Origin of the sequence: Nocardiopsis sp. NPDC006938 (assembly GCF_042869555.1) — a bacterium.
GTDB lineage: Bacteria > Actinomycetota > Actinomycetes > Streptosporangiales > Streptosporangiaceae > Nocardiopsis.
Genome location: NZ_JBIAGA010000012.1, coordinates 24,890 through 43,048 on the forward strand (window position 1 = coordinate 24,890; position 18,159 = coordinate 43,048).

At 74.0% G+C, this 18,159-nt stretch carries 14 protein-coding genes; 12 read left to right on the plus strand and 2 right to left on the minus strand.

Annotated features, from left to right (window positions below; translation table 11 throughout):
• Positions 1-123: 123 nt before the first annotated feature.
• From ACFYL4_RS18355 to ACFYL4_RS18410, 12 genes are all read left to right on the plus strand, one after another.
• Positions 124-495, plus strand: coding sequence for a YraN family protein (locus ACFYL4_RS18355; protein WP_387519459.1), 372 nt, complete (start codon positions 124-126; stop codon positions 493-495).
• The gene (locus tag ACFYL4_RS18360; RefSeq protein ID WP_387519461.1) at positions 495-2,015 is read left to right on the plus strand and encodes a YifB family Mg chelatase-like AAA ATPase; all 1,521 of its coding nucleotides are present in this window, start codon (positions 495-497) and stop codon (positions 2,013-2,015) included. Before ACFYL4_RS18355 ends, ACFYL4_RS18360 begins: the two co-directional genes overlap by 1 nt.
• Positions 2,009-3,157, plus strand: coding sequence for a DNA-processing protein DprA (gene dprA / locus ACFYL4_RS18365; RefSeq protein WP_357757945.1), 1,149 nt, complete (start codon positions 2,009-2,011; stop codon positions 3,155-3,157). The genes ACFYL4_RS18360 and dprA overlap by 7 nt, the downstream gene beginning before the upstream one ends.
• A gap of 154 nt (positions 3,158-3,311) precedes the next feature.
• On the plus strand, positions 3,312-3,527 hold the full coding sequence (locus ACFYL4_RS18370; protein ID WP_357757947.1) for a hypothetical protein: 216 nt from the start codon (positions 3,312-3,314) through the stop codon (positions 3,525-3,527).
• A 312-nt stretch (positions 3,528-3,839) separates the two neighbouring features.
• Positions 3,840-4,058, plus strand: coding sequence for a hypothetical protein (locus tag ACFYL4_RS18375; protein WP_017545978.1), 219 nt, complete (start codon positions 3,840-3,842; stop codon positions 4,056-4,058).
• 79 nt (positions 4,059-4,137) lie between these two features.
• Positions 4,138-5,946, plus strand: coding sequence for an NAD(P)-dependent oxidoreductase (locus tag ACFYL4_RS18380; RefSeq protein WP_387519464.1), 1,809 nt, complete (start codon positions 4,138-4,140; stop codon positions 5,944-5,946).
• Complete coding sequence (locus ACFYL4_RS18385; RefSeq protein WP_387519466.1) at positions 5,943-7,820, plus strand: TOMM precursor leader peptide-binding protein; 1,878 nt, start codon at positions 5,943-5,945, stop codon at positions 7,818-7,820. The genes ACFYL4_RS18380 and ACFYL4_RS18385 overlap by 4 nt, the downstream gene beginning before the upstream one ends.
• Positions 7,817-9,457, plus strand: a complete 1,641-nt coding sequence (locus ACFYL4_RS18390; RefSeq protein WP_387519468.1) for a SagB family peptide dehydrogenase — start codon at positions 7,817-7,819, stop codon at positions 9,455-9,457. Before ACFYL4_RS18385 ends, ACFYL4_RS18390 begins: the two co-directional genes overlap by 4 nt.
• Positions 9,454-11,934, plus strand: a complete 2,481-nt coding sequence (locus tag ACFYL4_RS18395) for a lantibiotic dehydratase (protein WP_387519470.1) — start codon at positions 9,454-9,456, stop codon at positions 11,932-11,934. Before ACFYL4_RS18390 ends, ACFYL4_RS18395 begins: the two co-directional genes overlap by 4 nt.
• Positions 11,931-12,854, plus strand: coding sequence for a lantibiotic dehydratase C-terminal domain-containing protein (locus ACFYL4_RS18400; protein ID WP_387519472.1), 924 nt, complete (start codon positions 11,931-11,933; stop codon positions 12,852-12,854). The genes ACFYL4_RS18395 and ACFYL4_RS18400 overlap by 4 nt, the downstream gene beginning before the upstream one ends.
• Positions 12,851-13,951, plus strand: a complete 1,101-nt coding sequence (locus ACFYL4_RS18405; RefSeq protein WP_387519474.1) for a thiopeptide maturation pyridine synthase — start codon at positions 12,851-12,853, stop codon at positions 13,949-13,951. Before ACFYL4_RS18400 ends, ACFYL4_RS18405 begins: the two co-directional genes overlap by 4 nt.
• Positions 13,948-15,306 carry a SagB/ThcOx family dehydrogenase gene (locus ACFYL4_RS18410; protein WP_357757968.1) on the plus strand — a complete coding sequence of 453 codons (1,359 nt, stop codon included), beginning with the start codon at positions 13,948-13,950 and terminating at the stop codon, positions 15,304-15,306. The genes ACFYL4_RS18405 and ACFYL4_RS18410 overlap by 4 nt, the downstream gene beginning before the upstream one ends.
• Before the next feature lie 127 nt (positions 15,307-15,433).
• Here the strand turns inward: ACFYL4_RS18410 and ACFYL4_RS18415 are convergent, their stop codons facing one another.
• Positions 15,434-16,603 (minus strand): iron-containing alcohol dehydrogenase, encoded by a 1,170-nt coding sequence (locus tag ACFYL4_RS18415; RefSeq protein WP_387519476.1) that lies wholly within the window; start codon positions 16,601-16,603, stop codon positions 15,434-15,436.
• Positions 16,600-17,940 (minus strand): aspartate aminotransferase family protein, encoded by a 1,341-nt coding sequence (locus tag ACFYL4_RS18420; RefSeq protein WP_387519478.1) that lies wholly within the window; start codon positions 17,938-17,940, stop codon positions 16,600-16,602. Before ACFYL4_RS18420 ends, ACFYL4_RS18415 begins: the two co-directional genes overlap by 4 nt.
• Between the last annotated feature and the right edge of the window lie 219 nt (positions 17,941-18,159).

Sequence of the window (18,159 nt, forward strand, 5' to 3'; positions counted from 1 at the left end):
CGGGGGGCGCCCGCCGCCGCTCCCCGCCTCCCCTCCACCCGTGGACCGGTTGTCCACAGGCGGCGCCGACCCCTGGCGCGCCCGCCCCCGATCACGCACCGTGGTGGGGGGAGGTGGTCGCCGGTGGATCGGTGGGCCGAGTACCGAAGGAACCTGGGACGCCGCGGCGAGGACCTCGCCGCGGTCTACCTCGAACGCGCCGGGATGCGGGTGGTGGCCCGCAACTGGCGGGCCCCGGGCGGTGCCGGGGAGATCGACATCGTGGCCCGTGACGGGCCCTTCCTGGTGATCGCCGAGGTCAAGACACGGGGGTCGCTGCGCCTCGGTCACCCGGTGGAGGCCATCACCGCGGACAAACGGCGCCGACTGCGCGCGCTGGGGCGATCCTGGGCGCGGCTGCACCGGTGTCCGGGGCGGCCGCTGCGGGTGGACGGCGTGTGCCTGCTGGTCCGCGGCGGCCGGGTGTTCGTCTCCCACGAACGGGGGATGGGCTGATGTCACTCGCCCTCACCCACTGCGTCACCCTGCTCGGGGTCCAGGGACACATCGTCGAGGTGGAGGTGCACCTGGGTGGCGGTGAACCCGGGGTCACCCTGGTGGGGTTGCCCGACGCCGCCCTGCGGGAGGCCCGCGACCGTATCCGCGCGGCCGTGGCCAACAGCTCCGAGGCGTGGCCCAGCGGCCAGATCATCATCAGCCTCTCCCCCGCCAGCCTGCCCAAGTCCGGGAGCCTCTTCGACCTCGCGATCGCCGGTGCGGTGCTGGCCGCTGCGGGGGAGGTCCCGCCGGAGCGGCTGTCCGGGACCGTGCTCATCGCCGAACCCGGCCTGGACGGCCGGGCCCGCCCGGTACGCGGGGTGCTGCCCGCGCTGGTGGCCGCCGCCGACCAGGGGTTCACCAGGTTCGTGGTGGCAGCCGGGAACCTGGCCGAGGCGCGTCTGGTGCCCGACGTGGAGGTCACGGCCGTGGCCGACCTCGCGGAGCTGTGCGGGTGGCTGCGCGGGGAGGGCGAACCGGAGCCCCCGACGGAGGAGACCGCCGAACCGGAGCCCGTCGGCGAGGGCGGTCCCGACCTCGCCGACGTCCTGGGACAGCCGGTGGCCCGGCGGGCGGTGGAGATCGCGGCCGCGGGCGGTCACAACCTCATGATGTTGGGCAGTCCCGGAACAGGGAAGAGCCTCCTCGCCGAACGCCTGCCCACGGTCCTGCCCCGGCTCTCCGCCGCCGAGGCGCTGGAGGCCACCGCCATCCACTCGGTGGCCGGGCTGCTCCCGCCGGGCGCGCCCCTGGTCACCGTGCCGCCCTTCGCCGCACCGCACCACACCTCCAGTCGCGCGTCGATCATCGGCGGCGGACACGGCAACCCGCAGCCGGGCTGGGTGTCCAAGGCCCACCACGGCATCCTGTTCGTGGACGAGGCCCCGCAGTTCGGCCGGGGCGTGCTGGACTCGCTGCGCGAACCCCTGGAACGCGGGGAGGTGGTGATCGCCCGCTCCGCCTCGACGGTGGCCTTCCCGGCCCGCTTCCAACTGGTGCTGGCGGCCAACCCGTGCCCCTGTGCCAAACCGGGCAGCCTGTGCACCTGCCCGTCCGGTGAGAGGCGGCGCTACTTCTCCCGGCTCTCGGGGCCTTTGCTGGACCGGGTCGACCTCAAGGTGGAGCTCCAGCCGGTGACACGGGCCGAGCTACTGGCCGACCGGGCCTTCGCGGAGTCCTCGGCGACCGTGGCGGAGCGGGTGGCACGGGCCCGGAACCGGGCACGGGAGCGGTTGGAGCACACCCCGTGGAGCACCAACGCGGCCATCCCCGGGGCGCGCCTGCGCCGCGACTTCCCGGTGGAGCCGGGGGCCCTGAGGGTGCTGGGCCGGGCCATGGACGCGGGGCAGATCAGTGCCCGGGGCGTGGACCGCGCCCTCCGGGTGGCCTGGACCCTGGCCGACCTCGCGGGCCGGGAGCGCCCCACCGAGGAGGAGACCGCCTACGCGTACGCGCTGTGGGCCGGAAGGGCGTGGTGAGCGTGACCGACGAGGCGCACGCGCGCGTGGGGCTCACCGCGGTGGCACCCCCCAGCCACCGCTGGCTGGGTCCCCTGGTGAACGCCCACGGGGCGGCCGGGGTGTGGGCGGCCCTGGTGTCCGGTGCGCCGCCCCCGGTGGAACCCCCGCCCTCCGATCAGGTGGCGCGGGCCTGGCGGCGGTGGTCGGAGCGGGCCCGTGGGGTGGACCCGGACCGCCTGCTGGAGGCCTCCGCGGAGGCCGGGGTGCGGTTCGTGGCTCCGGGCGATCCGGAGTGGCCGGGGCGGCTCGACGAGCTGCCGGTCTGCTACGGGCTGTGGGTGCGGGGCATGGGCGACCTGCGCAACCTGTGTCTGAGGTCGGTGTCGGTGGTGGGTGCGCGGGCCGCGACCGCCTACGGGCTCCACGTGGCGGCCGGGCTCTCCCACGAGCTGGCCGACCGCTCCTTCGCCGTGGTCTCCGGGGGTGCCTACGGCGTGGACGGGGCGGCGCACCGGGCCGCCCTCGCCGCGGGGAGCACCGTCGTGGTGCTGGCCTGCGGTCTGGACGCGGACTACCCGCGCGGGCACGCGGGGCTGTTCGCGGACGTGGCCCGCAACGGGGTCCTGGTCAGCGAGTGGCCGGTGGGCCGGACCCCGCGTACCCCCGACTTCCTGGTGCGCAACCGGCTGATCGCCGCGCTCACCCCCGGCACGGTGGTGGTCGAGGCGGGAGCCCGCAGCGGCGCGTTGAACACCGCCGCCCACGCCACCGACCTGAACCGGGTGCTGATGGCCGTACCGGGCCCGGTGACCTCCGCGCTGTCGGTGGGATGCCACCGGCTGCTGCGGGAGGGCCGGGCCAGCTGTGTGACGCGCGCGGACGACGTGGAGGAGCTGATCGTGCCCCTGGGGGAGGCCGTTCCGAGGGAGGCGGGCCCGCTGGTGGTCGAGGCCGAGCTCGACCGGGGGACCGCACGGGTGCTCGCGGCCGTCACCCGCAAGGGGGCGGGTACCGCGGTGGTGGCCTCGCGCGGCTCCGGGGACCTGGAGCACACGATCCGTTCTCTGGGGCTGCTCGCGGCGGCCGGGCTGGTGGAGCGGTGTGAGGCGGGGTGGCGCCTGCCCGACCGCCGACGGTCCCGACCGAGGGGTGAGGGGTGAGAGCCACGGAGGAGGATCGTACGCCCGTCATCGCCGAGTCGGAGTCGGGCCGGTAAAACGCCGTGTAGTCGAGGTGTAACTGCCTTCGTCCACAGTGGTATCCGTCGATGATTCGACGCGTTGTCCGCCTTTGGACGAAGAAAGGAGAGAACACATGTCTATCGATTCTGGTCACCTCTCGGCAAGTCTCGGAGACCTTCCGGTCGAGGAATTCAGTTCCAGCGGCGAGGGCGTGGTCGGCTTCGGCTCCAACCAGCCCGGTGGTATCGAGTCGCTCGGTTCCACGCTGGCCATGATGGAGATCGGCGCCTCCGGTGGTGGCGAGTGCTGCAGCTGCTGCAGCTGCTGCCCGTGCTGCTGCTGCAGCTGATCGGTTGACCTGGGAGGTCGCCCCCCGGTCCTCTGCGGGGCGGTGACCTGCTCGACGGTCTGGATGTGCGGCTGGCGGGCCGGTCGCGTCACGGTACGCGGTCGGCCCGTCGGCGTCGTCTCGGTAACCGGGACCGCCGCCCCCTCGCCTTCCCGGTGGAACGCGGTCCCCATTTCTCGGGGCGGACCCGGACGCGCTCGTATTCGGATGCAAACCCGCTGTAGGTGCGGTGTAAGCAGTGACCGCGATGATGGTGCAGCGCCGACGCACAAGGGTTTCGGCGCTCCGTCGAATAACAGGGAGGAGGTTCCCATGTCGATGAAGGCTGACCAGATTTCCGCTGGTCTCGGAGACCTTCCGGTCGAGGAATTCAGCACCAGCAGTGAGGGTGTGCTCGGCTTCGGTTCGGACCAGCCCGGTGGTATCGAGTCGCTCGGTTCCACGCTGGCCATGATGGAGATCGGCGCGTCTGGTAGCGGCGGCGGTTGCTGCAGCTGCTGTAGCTGCTGCCCGTGCTGCTGCTGCAGCTGATCCGGTGGGGCGGGCCCGGCGCGTACCCCCGCGCCGGGGCCGTCCCCTCGCAACAGTGAGAGAGAAGAGAAGGGCGCGGATGCGACCGAAACTCCGGCCAGATGTCTACTACGTCCCGACCGCGGACGGGGCCTTCATCATCGACAGCGCGAGATCGGTGACACTGCGTGGCGCATCCATCTATCAGTGGGTGGAACTGCTCGCACCGAGTCTGGACGGTTCCGCACCGCTCGACGAGCTGACCTCCGGGTTGTCGCCCGCCCACCAGAAGATGGCCCGTGACCTGGTGGGGCTACTCGAACGCAACGGGTTCGTGCGCGACGTCACCGACGATCAGCCGCACTCGCTCACCGAGGACGAGCTCCACCGCTACCAGGCCGAGATCGCCTACGTCGACTTCCGCTGCGACTCCGGCCCGGCCCGGTTCCAGACCTGGCGGGGCACGCGCCTGGTCATCGTGGGCGGTGCCCCGCTCGCCGACTCCGCCGCACGCGCCGCCTGGCACCTGGGCTGTGCCCGTGTGGAGGTCGTCGACCCCTCCGACGACGCCGACGCCCGCGCCGCGCGGGCCGCGGACGTCGCGGCGCTGAGGGAGGAGGACCCCGCCCTCGTACTCGTCGAGACCCCGGCGGCCGATCTCGCCGCGAGCGTCTCCTCCGCCGACTTCGTGGTGGTGCTCACCGAGGACCCGGCGCTGATCGACACCGTCGCGGACGCCTGTACGGCCCCGCTCCTGCCGGTGCTGGTCACTCGTGACACCGCCTGGGTGGGCCCGGTTCCGGGTGGCGAGGCCGGTTGGGCCGACGCGAGGGCGCGCCTGACCGACACCGGGACGCTGCCCGCCGGCCCCTCCACCTGGCTGCGCGGCCCCGCCGTGGGGGTGCCCGCCAACACCGCGCTCTTCGCGGCCTTCCGCGCCGTGACCGGCGCCTACCCCGCGCCGGTCTCCGGCGAGGTGGAGCGGATCGACCTGGAGACGCTGGAGTCCCAGACCGGTCGTGTCCTGCCGGTCGGGACGGCGGCCGACGCCGCCAGCGACGACACGGGGACCGTCGTCGACAGCGAGGCCTTCTCCCTCGCCGCCGCCGAACTCTTCGACCCGCTCACCGGCCCCCTGCTCGACATCGAGGAGCACCCGGAGCAGTTGCCGCTGCGCGTGGCCGTGGCCCGCCTGGTCAAGGGCGGCCGGACCAGTGACGTCCTCGGTGTGGCCGACGCCTTCGTGGAGGCCCGACACGACGCCACCCTGGCGGCGCTGGGCCGACTGGCCGCCGCCCACCCGGCGAGCGGTCCGGCCCGGGACCTCCTCAGCGGGGAGACCGGTCCCGAGGTCGTCCCCGTCGGCATCGCCGACGCTCGCGTCCCCGGTATCGGAGCCGCGCTGGACCGCGAGTCCGCGCTCTCCCAGGCGGTGCTGGACTACGCCGCCGAAAGGGTCGTGTCCGTTCCCGACCGGGCTCCGCTGATCGCCCGGGACGACCTCTCCGAAGCCGTCGGAGATCAGGTGCACCGTCTGGAACTGCTCACCAAGTCCGAGATCCGCCTCTTCCAACTGGACTCCGAACTGCCCACGGTCCTGGCCGCCACCGACGAAGGGCCGCTGGCGCGGGCCTCCGGCCGGGACCTGGAGTCCGCCGCCTCGCTGGCCGTCCTCCGGGCCACGACGACCGCGCAGTGCGGCGCCGACCCGGTGACGACCCCTCCGCCACCGGAACGCGTTCCCGAACCCGACGGCGCGGCCGCCGCGTTGACCGGATCGGCGCTGACGGCCCAGGACGCGGTCAAGCTGCTGGCCGCACGCGGTACGCGGCTCGGCGTCGTGGAGCTGGACGGCGAGCCCGTCCTGCGCACGGCCACGCCGCACCTGGTGAGGGTGGTGGAGCTGTGACCGAGTCGATGACCCGCACGCCCACGGTGGTCGGTACCGGCGCCCTGGCCGACGCCCTGCGCGCCGTCGTCCCGCCGGAGTACACGGTGGTGGTCGGGGAGGACGGGGTGCTGCCGGAGATCCCGGCCGGGAGCGGTCCGGTGCTGCCGGTGCTCGCCCGTCGCGACCGGCTCTTCGTCGGTCCGGTGGTGCGCGAGGACCTTCCCGGATGCCCCGAGTGCCTGGAGTCGCGGCTGCTGCTGGCCCGGGAGTTCCCGGAGCCGATGGCCGAGATCGACCGCCGCGACCCGGAGCGGCTCCGGCGGTGGGCACCGCCCGCGCTCACCCGCCTGCACGCCGAGTTCGCGGCGGAGGCCGCGGGTCGGCTGGTCGAGCTGGACCGGGACCAGGACACCGCCGAACGGCGTTCGGTCATGGTGGTGCGCCTGATCGGTCTCGGTGCACGGCGGGCCGTGCTCCTGCCGGACCCGCTGTGCGCCGTGTGCGGGGCCCTGCCCGAGGACAACCCGGAGGACACCGAGGACCTGCGGCCGAGCGCCTCCCTGTCGCACAAGCCCGGGTCGATGCGGACCAAGTCCCTCGTGGACGACGAGTCGTTCCTCCCGACCTACGTGGACCGGGACGTCGGTCTCGTCCGCACCCTCTTCAAGTACGGCGGCGGCGTGTTCCCGAACATGACCGCGCCCCTGGGTCTGCGGAACTCGACCGACATCGAGCAGGGCATCGGCCGCACCCCCTCCTACCGGGAGTCGGGCACGGCCGCCGTCGCGGAGGCGGTCGAGCGCTGGGGCGGGATGAGCCCGTCCGGTCACCGCAGTGTGGTGACGGGTGCCTACCGTGACCTGCCCGAGGCTCTCGACCTGCGGCGGCTCGGGCTGCACGACGAGCACCGCTACGACGAGGAGGGTTTTCCCTGGCGGCGGTGGAGCGAGGACGCTGAGCTGGACTGGGTCTGGGGCAGGTCCCTCACCCACGACCGGCCGGTCCTCGTGCCCGAGACCTACGCCTACTACCGCACACGGCTGGTGCGACCGGACCGCCCCCGGTTCCTGTACGAGGTGTCCAACGGCTGTGCCGTGGGCGGTTCCATGCCGGAGACGATCCTGCACGGGCTGATGGAGGTCATCGAGCGCGACGCGTTCCTGATGACCTGGTACTCGCGCCGTACCCCCGCCGAGATCGACCTCGGTACCGCGAGGGGCACCACGGTGCCGCTGCTGCTGGAGCGGATCGAGCGGCTGACCGGGTACACGGCGCACGCCTGGGACACCACGACCGAGCACGGGATACCCAGCGTGTGGGTCGGGGTCGTCGACGAGCGGGAGAGGGACGGCTACGCCCGCTTCCTCTGCGCCGCGGCCTCGCACTTCGACATGGAGGACGCGGTGGCGGCGGGGCTCTTGGAACTCGCCCCGATCATCGCCCAGCACCAGGACGAGCCCGCCGACGTACAGGACCTCGCCCGGCGCATGGTCGACGACCCGGACCTGTGCACCTCGATGCTGCACCACAGCCAGCTCAACGGCAGGCCCGAGGCACAGGACCGGCTGGCGTTCCTGTTCGGCGGCCCGAAGCGGGAGATGGCCGAGCCCGACCCGAGGCTGCACACCGACGGTCCGACGGACATGGAGGCGCTGCTCAACGACACCGTCGAGCGCCTGCGCCGACACGGCCTGGAGGTGCTGGTGGTCGACCAGACCACTCCCGAGCACCGAGCGGGCGGCCTGTTCTGCGTGAAGGTGATCGTCCCAGGGATGCTGCCGATGACCTTCGGCCACCGGTTCCGTCGCGTGCGCGGTCTCGACCGGGTGTACGCGGCGGCGGCCAAGGAGGGCTTCGACGACGTGAACCCCGACCCGCACCCGTTCCCATGACCGACACCCATCCGAGCGCGGCGGCACCCGTGACCGACGGCGGGGACGCGGCCCTGGTTCGGGACTACCTGTACGACGTGCACTACCGGTGGCAGGCGATCCACGCGGAGGGGCAGGGCGGACTCGACGATCCCGCCCGCCCCCCGTTGTTCACCCGCCCCGCCGAGCCGCGGCGCAGGTTCGCGCTCCCGGCCGGACCGCGTCACCGGATCGGCCCGCTCGGCGCGGCGCTCCGGGACGGGCACCGCCGTCCCGGAGCCGGTGCCGGCGCGGGCTCGGACCTGCAACGGCTGGGCGAACTGCTGTTCTACGGCTACGGGTTCTCGCGCGTGGACGTCGGTCCGCAGGTGGAGTGGCCCTGGCACCGGACGGTGGCCTCGGCGCGCTGCTTCTACCCGGTCGAACTCGCGGTGTGGTCGGACGCCGCGCCCGGCGGGGTCCACCGCTACGACGCGGCCCACCACGAGCTGTCCGAGCTGCGCGACGACGTGCGACTGGCCGACCTGGCGGCGGCGACGGCGGCCGACCTCGACGGTGCTCGCACCGTGCTGATCGTCACGGCCCGGCTGGGCAAGACCGCCTTCCGGTACCGCAACTACGCCTACCGGCTGGTCACACAGGAGGCGGGGTTGGTCCTGGGCAACCTCCAGGTCGTGGCCTCCGCCCTGGGGCTGGGCGGTCACACCCGGCTGCGGTTCCTCGACGAGGCGGTGGCCCGGCTGCTCGCGCTGCCCGACGACGACTCCGAGTCGGTGCTGGCGCTGCTGCCCCTGTGGGACGGCGCGCGCACACCGAGCGAACCGGTACACCGTGCGGCCGCCCCGGTCCCGCCGAGGCGGACCGTGGTTCCGGTGGCGGGCGGAAACGGCATCGAGCCGGCGCTCAGCCACCGCACCCTCGCCGTGGAGCGAGCCTCGCGGCTGCGCGACCCGGCCGATCTGGAACCGGTGAAGGCACCCGCCGGGCGACCGCTGGCCGGGGCCGAGGCGGACCCGCCCACGGCCGGGGCCGACCTGCCGCTGGCTCCGCTGCGACGCGAGAGCGGCGCCGACACCGGTACCGCCGTGGTCCGGCGCGACTCCGGCCCGGACGTCTTCCTGCCCACCGCCAAGCCGGTCGCGTTGGGGGTCGTCGCCGACCTCCTGCTCGACGCGGCGCGTCCGGCCGCCGACGACCTCTGGTACGAGACCGCGCCACCCGAGGTGGGGGTGCACCTGCTCGCGGGCGCGGTCACCGACCTGCCGCAGGGCCACTACCGGCTCGTGGACGGCGCGCTGAGGACCGTGGGCCACGGCGACCCCCGCCCGCCCTTCCAGGCCATGGACGTGTGGCGCACGGAGATCAACGCGCGGACCGCGCCGCTGATGGTGGCCCTCACCGCGGACACCGAGCGCCTGCTCGAACACCACCCGAGGCGGGCCTTTCGCGCGACCCAGCTGCTCGCCGGTGTGGTGGCGCAGCGGATCTCCCTCGCCGCTGCCGCGCACGGACTGTCGGCCCGGGTGACCAACAGCTACGACGCCGACGCCTGCGCCCGACTGCTGGGTCTCGACGGCGAACGGGAGGTTCCGGTGTTCCTTCTGGTACTGGGCGAGCCCAACGCGCCCTGGCACCTGGGGACGAGGGTGCGGCCGTGATCATCGCACGCGTGGCGGGGCTGCCCAGCGGCGGAGCACGGGTCGGCGCCCTGCCCGACACCGCGCGGCGCCTCGCGGACCTCGACGCGCTCCGACACGACCTGGACCGAGGGGGCGCGGAGCTCGCGGACCTGATCCACACCGCGGTGGGCGGCTGCGAGGACCGAGCCGTCCGCCGCGCGCTGCTGGCCTGCCGCAGGGCCGTGCACAACGGTCGGCCGCCGAGAGCGCTGTCGGAGGCGGCGACGGACCGCCTGTCGGCGCCCGCCCGGGAACTCCACGGGCGTCTGGTCTCGGGCCACGAGGACCTGGACCGGGGGTGGGAGGAGGCACGCGAGGCCTACCGCGCCGAGACGGCGCGGGCCGAGCGGCGACTGGCCGGGCTCGCCCGGGACGAGGACTTCCGGCGCGCCCTGGCGATGGCCAGCGACGCCCTCTTCCCCGACGTCGAGGCCTGGCTGTCCGGACCGGCGGGCGCCCCCGAACACCTCAACACCCGCCGACGGGTGGCCAACTACGTCCTGCGCACCGCTCTGAAGACCAGCCCCTTCTCCACCCTGACCACCGCCGGTCCACTCCCCGAGGGGACGACCGGCGCGGGGGCGGGGTACACGGTCCAGGTCCCGGCACCGGACGCGCTCTCCCGTCACCTCGAACTCAACGCGGAGGTCGAGTTCCAGCTGGAGCGCCTGCTGGTGACCGCGCACGGGCCCGTGGTCCTGCGGACCAACCCGACCCTGACCGTGATCGGCGAGCGCGCCGTGGTCGCCCGTGCGGACGGGCGCTGCGTCGGCGTGCCCGCCCGCCCGTGGCTGCTCGCGCTCGCCAGCAGGGCCCGGGACGGCGCCTCCCCGGGCGAGCTCGCCGTGTTCCTGACCTCCGGGTTCGGTGCGGCGGAGGCCGAGGCCGAGGCGATGCTCGGCCAGCTGGTCGGAGCCGGACTCCTCCAGGGCGACCTCGGGATTCCCGACCAGGCCCGGAACCGCCTGACAGAGGCGGCCGCACGGCTCGGGCTCGCGCAGGACACCCCCCTCAGACGGGTCGACGAGGCGGCACGCGAGGTCGAGGCCGCCGACGCTCCGGCCGAACGGTGGCTCTCCCTGGGCCGCTTGCGCTCGACCGTGGGGGAGGCGCTGACCGGGGCCGGGGGCGACCCGTCCCTCATCCCGGGCAAATACCTCTGCTACGAGGACGTCCTGCCCGGCTGGACCACGCCGCCCCGCACCCCGGACTGGCCGGGACTCGACCGCGACCTGCACCGGGTCCGGCGCCTGGTGTCGGTCTTCGACGGGGCCCTGCCCGGCCGCCTGGCCGTCGCGGAGCTGCTCGCCCGACGCTTCGGCGCCGACGCCCGGGTGGGACTGCTCGAGGCCTGGCTGGCCTGGACCGAGTCCCGTGAGACGGGGGCGCCCGGCACGGCGCGTCTCCACCGGCTGCGTGACGACCCCTTCCACCTGGAGGACTCCGGCGTGCCGCGGGTCGAGGAACTGCGCCGGTTCCACGCCGGACTGCTCGGGCTCCTCACCCCGCCGGGCGGAGGCTCCGCCTTCGACGCCGACACCGGCGCCCTGGACCGGCTGCTGGACGCGGCGCCCGCCTGGCTGCCCCGCGACCACCCCACCACCCTGTTCCTCCAGCCCTTGGCGGACGGGACCGTGGCCCTCAACGCGGCCTCACCGGGGTACGGAACCGCGGGCTCCCGGGTCCGCCGCTGGTCCGGGCCGCCCGCCGCCCGCGAGGACGGCGACGGCGCCCTCCTGGTGGAGGTGGCGGGGCTGTTCCGCAGCTCCCTGAACCGGGTGGCGCCGTACGCCTCGCACGAGCTGACCTGGCCGGGGTGCGTTCCCTCCCTGCCACCGGAGCGTCGGGTGCACCCGGCCGACCTGGAGATCCGGCTGGACCCGGCGGGCCGGCCGGCCCTGTGGTGGCGGCCGGCCGACCGCCCGGTCGTCCTCGTCCACAGGGGAACCATGGGCCGGTACTGGTTGCCTCCCGTGCTGCGCTTCCTCCTCGACCTGACCACCCCCATGTCCGAGGCGTGGGCGCTGGTCGGGCGGGCCAGGGCGCTGTACACCGGGCCTAAGCCGACCGAGGTGTCGGTCCTGCCGCGCCTACGGGTCGGCCGGGTGCTCATGGAACGCAGGAGCTGGATCGTGCCCCGCGCCGAACTCGACCCGGGCGGCGGCGGGGACTTCGACCGGTTCGCCCGTGTGCGCCGCAGGGTCCGGGACCTCGGGCTCCCCGAGGTCGTCTTCGCGCGGGCCGCCGACGTCGTCGACTCCGACGAGCGGGTCATGGAGAAGGCCAAGGACCGTAAGCCGCGGCCGCTGGACCTGTGCTCCTGGTGGGGCGTCGAGGAACTGGCCCGGATGTCGAAGGGACGCGACCTGCTGCTGTTGCAGGAGGCCGAGCCCGACGTCTTCGGCCCCGACCGGGTCGTGGAGTACGCCGTCGAACTACCGGGGGATCGTCCATGAGCTGGATCTCGGCCCACTGCTACTACCACCAGGACCCCGCGGTGGTGGTCGGTTCCGTCGTGGCCCCGACCGTGGAGACGTGGGGCGAACGGGCACCGGACTGGTTCTACGTCCGCTACTGGACGGGTGGACCCCACGTCAGGTTCCGCCTGTGGGTGCCCGACCCCGACGACCGCGCGGCCGTGCGTGAGGAGGTCCGCAGCCGGTTCGCCGACCTCGTGGATCGCGAACCGTCACTGGCCGTCGCCGACCCGGCCGACTACCAGCGGCTCGCCGACCTGATCGGGGACTCCGGGAGCGGGGCGGGCGGCGACCTGTTCCCCGACAACACCCTCGTCTGGGAGCCCTACCGGCCCGACACGGAACTGTATGGCGGACCCGCCGCCATGCCCCACGTCGAGCGGTTCTTCACCGCGTCCAGCCGCGACGCCCTGGCCTACGTCGGCACCCCGACCGACCCGGTGGCCCGCGCCGTGTGGTGCATGACCGGCGGCCTGGCGACGGTCGGCGACGCGGACTGGGTCAACCGGTTCGTGGACCACATGGTGGGCCGCTGGATCGGCGAACGGACCGGTGCCCAGTGGCAGCGGGTCGTCGAGCGGTCCTGGCAGCGCTCCGGGGAACGGGTCCGCCAGCTCGTCCGGCACGCCCTGACCGCGTCGCCCGGCGGCGGCGAGGGGGAGTGGCTCGGCGCGTGCCGTCGGCTCCAGGAGGGGCTCGCCGACGTGGAGGCCAGGGGCCTGCTGGAGCTGTCCGAGGGCACCGCGCCCGCCGACCTCCCCCACCTCGACCGGGGGATGGCGACCCTGTCCGCCCTGCACATGCACAACAACCGTCTCGGAGTCCACATGGAACGGGAGGCACTGGTGATGGAACTGCTCAGGCTGGCCCTGGCCGACACGGTGTCGGTGGGATCGTGACGGCCGCCCGGCGACTGCGCGTCGCCTACCACGACGCCGACCCCGCGCCCCTGCTCAGGGCCGGGGTCCGGCCCCTGCTCGCGGAGCTGGCCGCCCGCGACCTGCCCGCCTTCTGGGCCCGTCACTGGCGCCGGGGCCCGCACCTGCGGATCGTCGTGGACGCAGACGACGCCGACTGGGAGCGGATCGTGCGCCCGGCCGCGGCCCGCCACCTCGGAGCGGCGCTGGCCGCCCACCCGTCCACCACGGTCATCGACCCGGAACCGCTCCGGCAGGCGTACCGGCAGCTCGCCGCACGCGAACGCGAGTACGGACCACTGGAGCCGCAACAGGCGGACAACACCGTCGAGGAGGAGGAGCACGACCCCCGGCTGCACGTGCTCGGGACCCCCGACGCCGTGGCCCTGTTCGAGGGGTTCCACCAGCGGACCAGTGGCGCGGCGCTCACCATGGCGGTGGGCGAGGGCCCCTCTCTGAGCACCCACGTCGTCGACCTCATGCTGCTCATGGCCCGGGAGGTGGGCGGCTACCTCGAACGCGGGTTCGTCTCCTACCGCTCGCACGCCGAGGCGCACATCATGGGCAGCCCCGACCCCGGCGGAGTCCGCGCGCTGTTCGACGAACGATCGGCCCGACTGCGCGACCCCCTCGTACGCAGGGTGCGCGCCCACGCCGAAGGGGACGCCGGGCACCTGGACGACCTCACCGCGGCCGTGGGCCGCGAACTCGTACGCTCCGCGGACGCGGCCCGCCCCCTGCTCGCCGACGGCCGACTCGACCTCGACGGGCCCATCACCGGCGGAGGCGGGGGAGAGGGCGGCGACGCCACCGAGGAGCAGACCCGCCACAGCGCCTTCCACCGGACCCTGCGCGGCTCCGGCGACTTCGAACGGACCCTGCGCGGGGCTCCATGGTTCCTGCGCTACCGGGTGGCTCTGAACCTCCTGTACCTGCACCTGGCGCGGATCGGCGTCCGCCCGGTGGACCGATTCCTGTACTGCCACGTTGTCGCCGACGCGGTGGAACAGGCCTGTGGGGTCGACGCCGTGGCGATGGTCGCCGCGGGCGCGACCGAACTCGTAGAAGGGCACTCATGAGCACGGCCGAGCGCACCACCGCGACCGACGCCGCCCGGGACACCGTCCTGGCGTACCTGGCCGACCGCGAACTGCCCCAGGTGTCGGGGGCCTACCAGCTGTACCCGACGCGAGCGGGGCGCCCTGGCGTCGCCGAGCACGCCCTGCCCCGCCCCGGGAGCGGACCGGACGGGCCGGTCGACCGCATCTCGCGCATGCTGGCCACCGGCAACGGGCTCGCCCGCCACCGGTTCCTGACCGTCTCCGGGGCGAGGGCCTTCCTGCCCACCGGCGCGCCCGGGTGGGGGTTCGACGAACAGCACGTGATGACCACGCTGTTGCGCCTGGTCGCCAGCGGCGGCGCCGCCTACCCCGTGGACCTGTGGCTGCTCTCCGGCGGGGAGTCGGGGCTGCCGGTCGGCGCGCACCGCTACAACCCCGTCCACCACGGTCTCACCCAGGTCACCACCGAGGACCCCCGGCCGCGCCTGGCCCGGGCGCTGGGCGGCGCGGTCTCCGACCTGACCATCGTGCTCACCACCCGGCTGGAGCGCACCACCGGCCGGTACGGGAAGTTCGCGCACCGGCTGCACCTGCTCGACACCGGCCACACCCTGGCGCAGCTGCTGATCGCCGGACGCAGCCTGGACTGGGAGTGCGCGCCCCGGCTCGCCTTCGTCGACGACGAGGTCGAGCACATCCTGGAGCTGGGCGACGAGACCGAGATCGCCTTCGCCGTGGTGACGGTCGGACCGACCCGCACGGTGATCCCGGCCAGCGACCCGGCCCCGGTCCGGGTGCCCCCGGTCCCGGACCGCTACCCGCAGGACGTCCTGTGCGCGGCCCGCCGCTCCGAACCGGGTCCGGAGCTGGAGTTCGGCGAGATCACCATGCCGCGCGACCCGGAACGGGCCATGCTGCGCCGCCGCAGCCCGGTCGGCGGGTTCGTGGCGCCCCCGCCCACCGCCGACGACCTCGCACCGGTGGCCGAGGCGGTCGACTCCGTGCTGGCGCCCCTGGGCGGTCACGGAAGGCTGGTTCCGCCCAAGGACCCGAGGGTGGCCACCCGGATCGGCGCTCCGGGCCACCGGCTCAACCTCTCGTTGGCGGGTGTCGTGGTCCCGGTCCTGGAACTCCCCGAACTGGTGCGCGCGCACGGACCCGGCGCCCTGCGGGCGGGGGCCGTGGCGATCGGGGTGTCCCTCCAGGCGGCGGCCCTGGTCGCCGCTGACCGGGGCCTGGGTACCTTCCCGCTGTGCGCCTACGACGGGCCCGGGATCGAGGCCAACCTGGAACTGCCCGGCGCCTCCACGATGTGTGTCGCGCCGATCGGCGTGGCCGCACACGTCGGGGCCTCACTGGAGGTCCCGCTGTAGGCGCCGCGGGACGGCCCGGCTCCGGTGGTGGGGGATGCTGACGGAGCCGGGCTCACCAGAGGGGCCGTCCCCGACCGGGAGTGATGCGGTCGGGGACGGCCCCTCGTCATGACGCCGCGGGTGCCGGTCAGGCGCCCTCGAAGAGGGAACGCACCTGGTCCCGGGTCCTCGGGTCGAGCGGCACCGACCACGCCCGCCAGGTCTGCTCGGTCAGCTCCTCGGCGGAGGCGTCCAGGTCCAGCTCCCCGAACGTGGTGGGGAAGCCCCAGCGCCGTAGGAGGCCCTCCAACGCGTCCGCGACCTCCGCCGGTGACGGCCCGGTCAGCCCCAGTGCCCGGCCGCCCAGCTCCGCGAGCCGGTCGGCGTGTCCGGCCAGCTTGTCGCCGTCGACCACCATCCGCGCCCAGCGGGTCAGCAGCACACCGAGCGCCGGTCCCTTGCGCAGGCCACGTGCGGTCAGGGTGTTGGTCGGGTACCAGACCCAGAACGAGTGCAGGTGGCGGCCGATCTGGTGCAGCGTGAACGTACTGACGCTGGCGGCCAGCGCCACCGTGCCGCGCGCCTCCAGGTCGTCGCCGTCGGCGAGGGCCCGGTCGGCCGCGGGGACCACCGCCCGGATCTGACCGATGGCGACCTCGTCGGGCAGCGCCGTCGTGGGCGGGTCCGACACCATCGGGACCAGCAGCCGGGCCACCGTCTCCAGCGCGCCCTCGGCGGTCAGGGCCCGCGGAAGCGACGTGTGCAGCACCGGGTCGATCACCGCGACCCGTGGGAACAGGGACCAGTGGACCAGGAAGCGGCGGTCGGCGCCCTCCGCCAGGCTCGCCTTCGCGTTGACCTCGCTGCCGGTCGCCGCCGTGGTCGGTACCGCCACCACGGGCAGACCTCCCCGCGTCACCGGCTCCGGCATGACGAACCCGCCACCGGGCCGCCAACCGGTGAGCAGGCCCGGCAGGACCACCGCGGCGGCCGCCGCCTTGGCCAGGTCCATCACCGTGCCGCCGCCGATCGCGCACACCGAGCGCGTCCCCGCCGCGCGCAGGCGGTCGGCCAGTTCGGCCGCCTCCCGCCGGGTGGGGGTGGAGGCCGCGCGGCGTACGACCAACTCGGGGGCGAGCCGTCGCAGCACCTCCGCGACGCCCGGCACCACGGCCTCGGCGTGCTCGTCGACCACCACCGCCACCGGTCGGCCCGCCCGTTCCACCTCCAGCGGGACGTCGCGCAGGCGGCCCGCGCCGAAGTCGACCCTCGTGGGGACCCACCAGTGCGGGTTGATCCCGGAGTCCGTGCCGGTCATCGCGGCCTCACCGCCTTCAGCGCCCCGGTCAGCCGGGCCGCGATCTCGTCGACGTCGTCGTCGGTGACGACGAGCGGGGGGAACAGGAGCAGGCAACGGCGGCTCAGGTGCACCAGGAGTCCGTTGCGCTGGCAGAGGTGGCTGATCATCGCCATCTCCATGGGGGAGAACGGGGCCCGGCTCACCGGGTCCCGGACCAGTTCGACGGCGAGCGCCAGGCCCTCGCCGCGCACCTCGCCGACGATGTCCAGTTCCAGCAGTGCGTCGAGATGCCCGCGCAGCCGGGACCCGGCCGAGGCCGAGCGCTTGACCAGGGCCTCCTCCTCCATCACCTCCAGCGTGGCGAGAGCGGCGGCACATGCGGCGGGGTTGCCGGACTGGGTCTCCCCGTGCGTGAGGTAGGTCCCGGCGGCCTCGTAGGCCTCGTACACCTCTGCGGGGAACAGCGTGGCGGCCAGCGGCAGGTAGCCGCTGTTGATGCCCTTGGACAGGGTGAGCACGTCGGGGCGCAGGCCGGTGTGCTCGCTGGCGAACATCAGCCCCGTGCGCCCGAACCCGGTGGCCACCTCGTCCACGATCAGGTGGGCGCCCATGCGCGCGGTGGCGGCGGCGACCTCCTCCAGGAAGCCCGGGGGCGGCATGAGTACACCGCCGGAACAGAGGATCGGCTCCACGATGACCGCCGCGACCCGTTCGCCCTCGGTGTGCTCCAGCTCCGCCAGGGCCCTCAGACAGGTCCGTTCGTCCGGGCCCAGCCCGCGTTCGGCGGCGAAGGGGTCGGGGAAGGGGAGCAGCCGGTTCCAGCGGCGGTCCGCCCCGTAGGCGTCCTGGTCGAGGTCCTCACCGGTCAGGGCCATGGCACCGATCCCGGTTCCGTGCCAGGAGTGGGAGTCGAAGGAGACCACCAGGCGGCGCTCGGGCTGCCCGATCAGGCTCCGGTACCGGCGCAGCACCTTCACGGCCGCCTCGTTGGCGGAGGAGCCGGAGGAGGAGAAGTAGACGCGGCCGAAGTCGCCGGGGGTGATCTCCAGCAGCCGCGCCGCGAGGTCGCGGGCGGTGTCGTGCCCGTAACGGAACAGCGTTCCGTAGGAGAGACGGCGCAGCTGTTCGGTGACGGCGTCCACGATCCGGGGGTGGTTCCAACCGCAGGTCACGTTCCACAGGCCGGACGTGGCGGAGAGGTAGCTGTTACCGGCCTCGTCGCGGACCCGGACACCGTCGCCCGCCACGAGGGTGGTCCCGCCCCGCTCGAACATGGACATCGAGGTCATGGGCAGCCACAGGGGGGACGGCTCCGGGGACCGGGGTGCGGCGGGGGTCCGCCCGTCAGCGTTCATGTCGCTCTTTCCGGCAGGCTTCGGTCGACGCACGACCCAGCATGAGTGAGGGCACTTACACCTCGATTACTGCCTGGTTGCGCCGAACAGGTCCTTCGACCTACTTTCATCACGTGCTGAAGGTGACCGCTGGCAATGACTGGCCACGTAAAGTAGTGATAAAGCTGGCCCGTTCCGGACGCACGGAGATGGGTACGGCACTTCCCGAACAGGAGGCGA

Bases quoted from the DNA above. Each gene is read 5' to 3' on its own strand.
- ACFYL4_RS18390 (WP_387519468.1), top strand. From the start codon at position 7,817: ATGACCGACACCCATCCGAGCGCGGCGGCACCCGTGACCGACGGCGGG.
- ACFYL4_RS18370 (WP_357757947.1), top strand. From the start codon at position 3,312: ATGTCTATCGATTCTGGTCACCTCTCGGCAAGTCTCGGAGACCTTCCG.
- ACFYL4_RS18420 (WP_387519478.1), bottom strand. From the start codon at position 17,940: ATGAACGCTGACGGGCGGACCCCCGCCGCACCCCGGTCCCCGGAGCCG.
- ACFYL4_RS18360 (WP_387519461.1), top strand. From the start codon at position 495: ATGTCACTCGCCCTCACCCACTGCGTCACCCTGCTCGGGGTCCAGGGA.
- ACFYL4_RS18415 (WP_387519476.1), bottom strand. From the start codon at position 16,603: ATGACCGGCACGGACTCCGGGATCAACCCGCACTGGTGGGTCCCCACG.
- ACFYL4_RS18380 (WP_387519464.1), top strand. From the start codon at position 4,138: ATGCGACCGAAACTCCGGCCAGATGTCTACTACGTCCCGACCGCGGAC.
- ACFYL4_RS18400 (WP_387519472.1), top strand. From the start codon at position 11,931: ATGAGCTGGATCTCGGCCCACTGCTACTACCACCAGGACCCCGCGGTG.
- ACFYL4_RS18410 (WP_357757968.1), top strand. From the start codon at position 13,948: ATGAGCACGGCCGAGCGCACCACCGCGACCGACGCCGCCCGGGACACC.
- ACFYL4_RS18375 (WP_017545978.1), top strand. From the start codon at position 3,840: ATGTCGATGAAGGCTGACCAGATTTCCGCTGGTCTCGGAGACCTTCCG.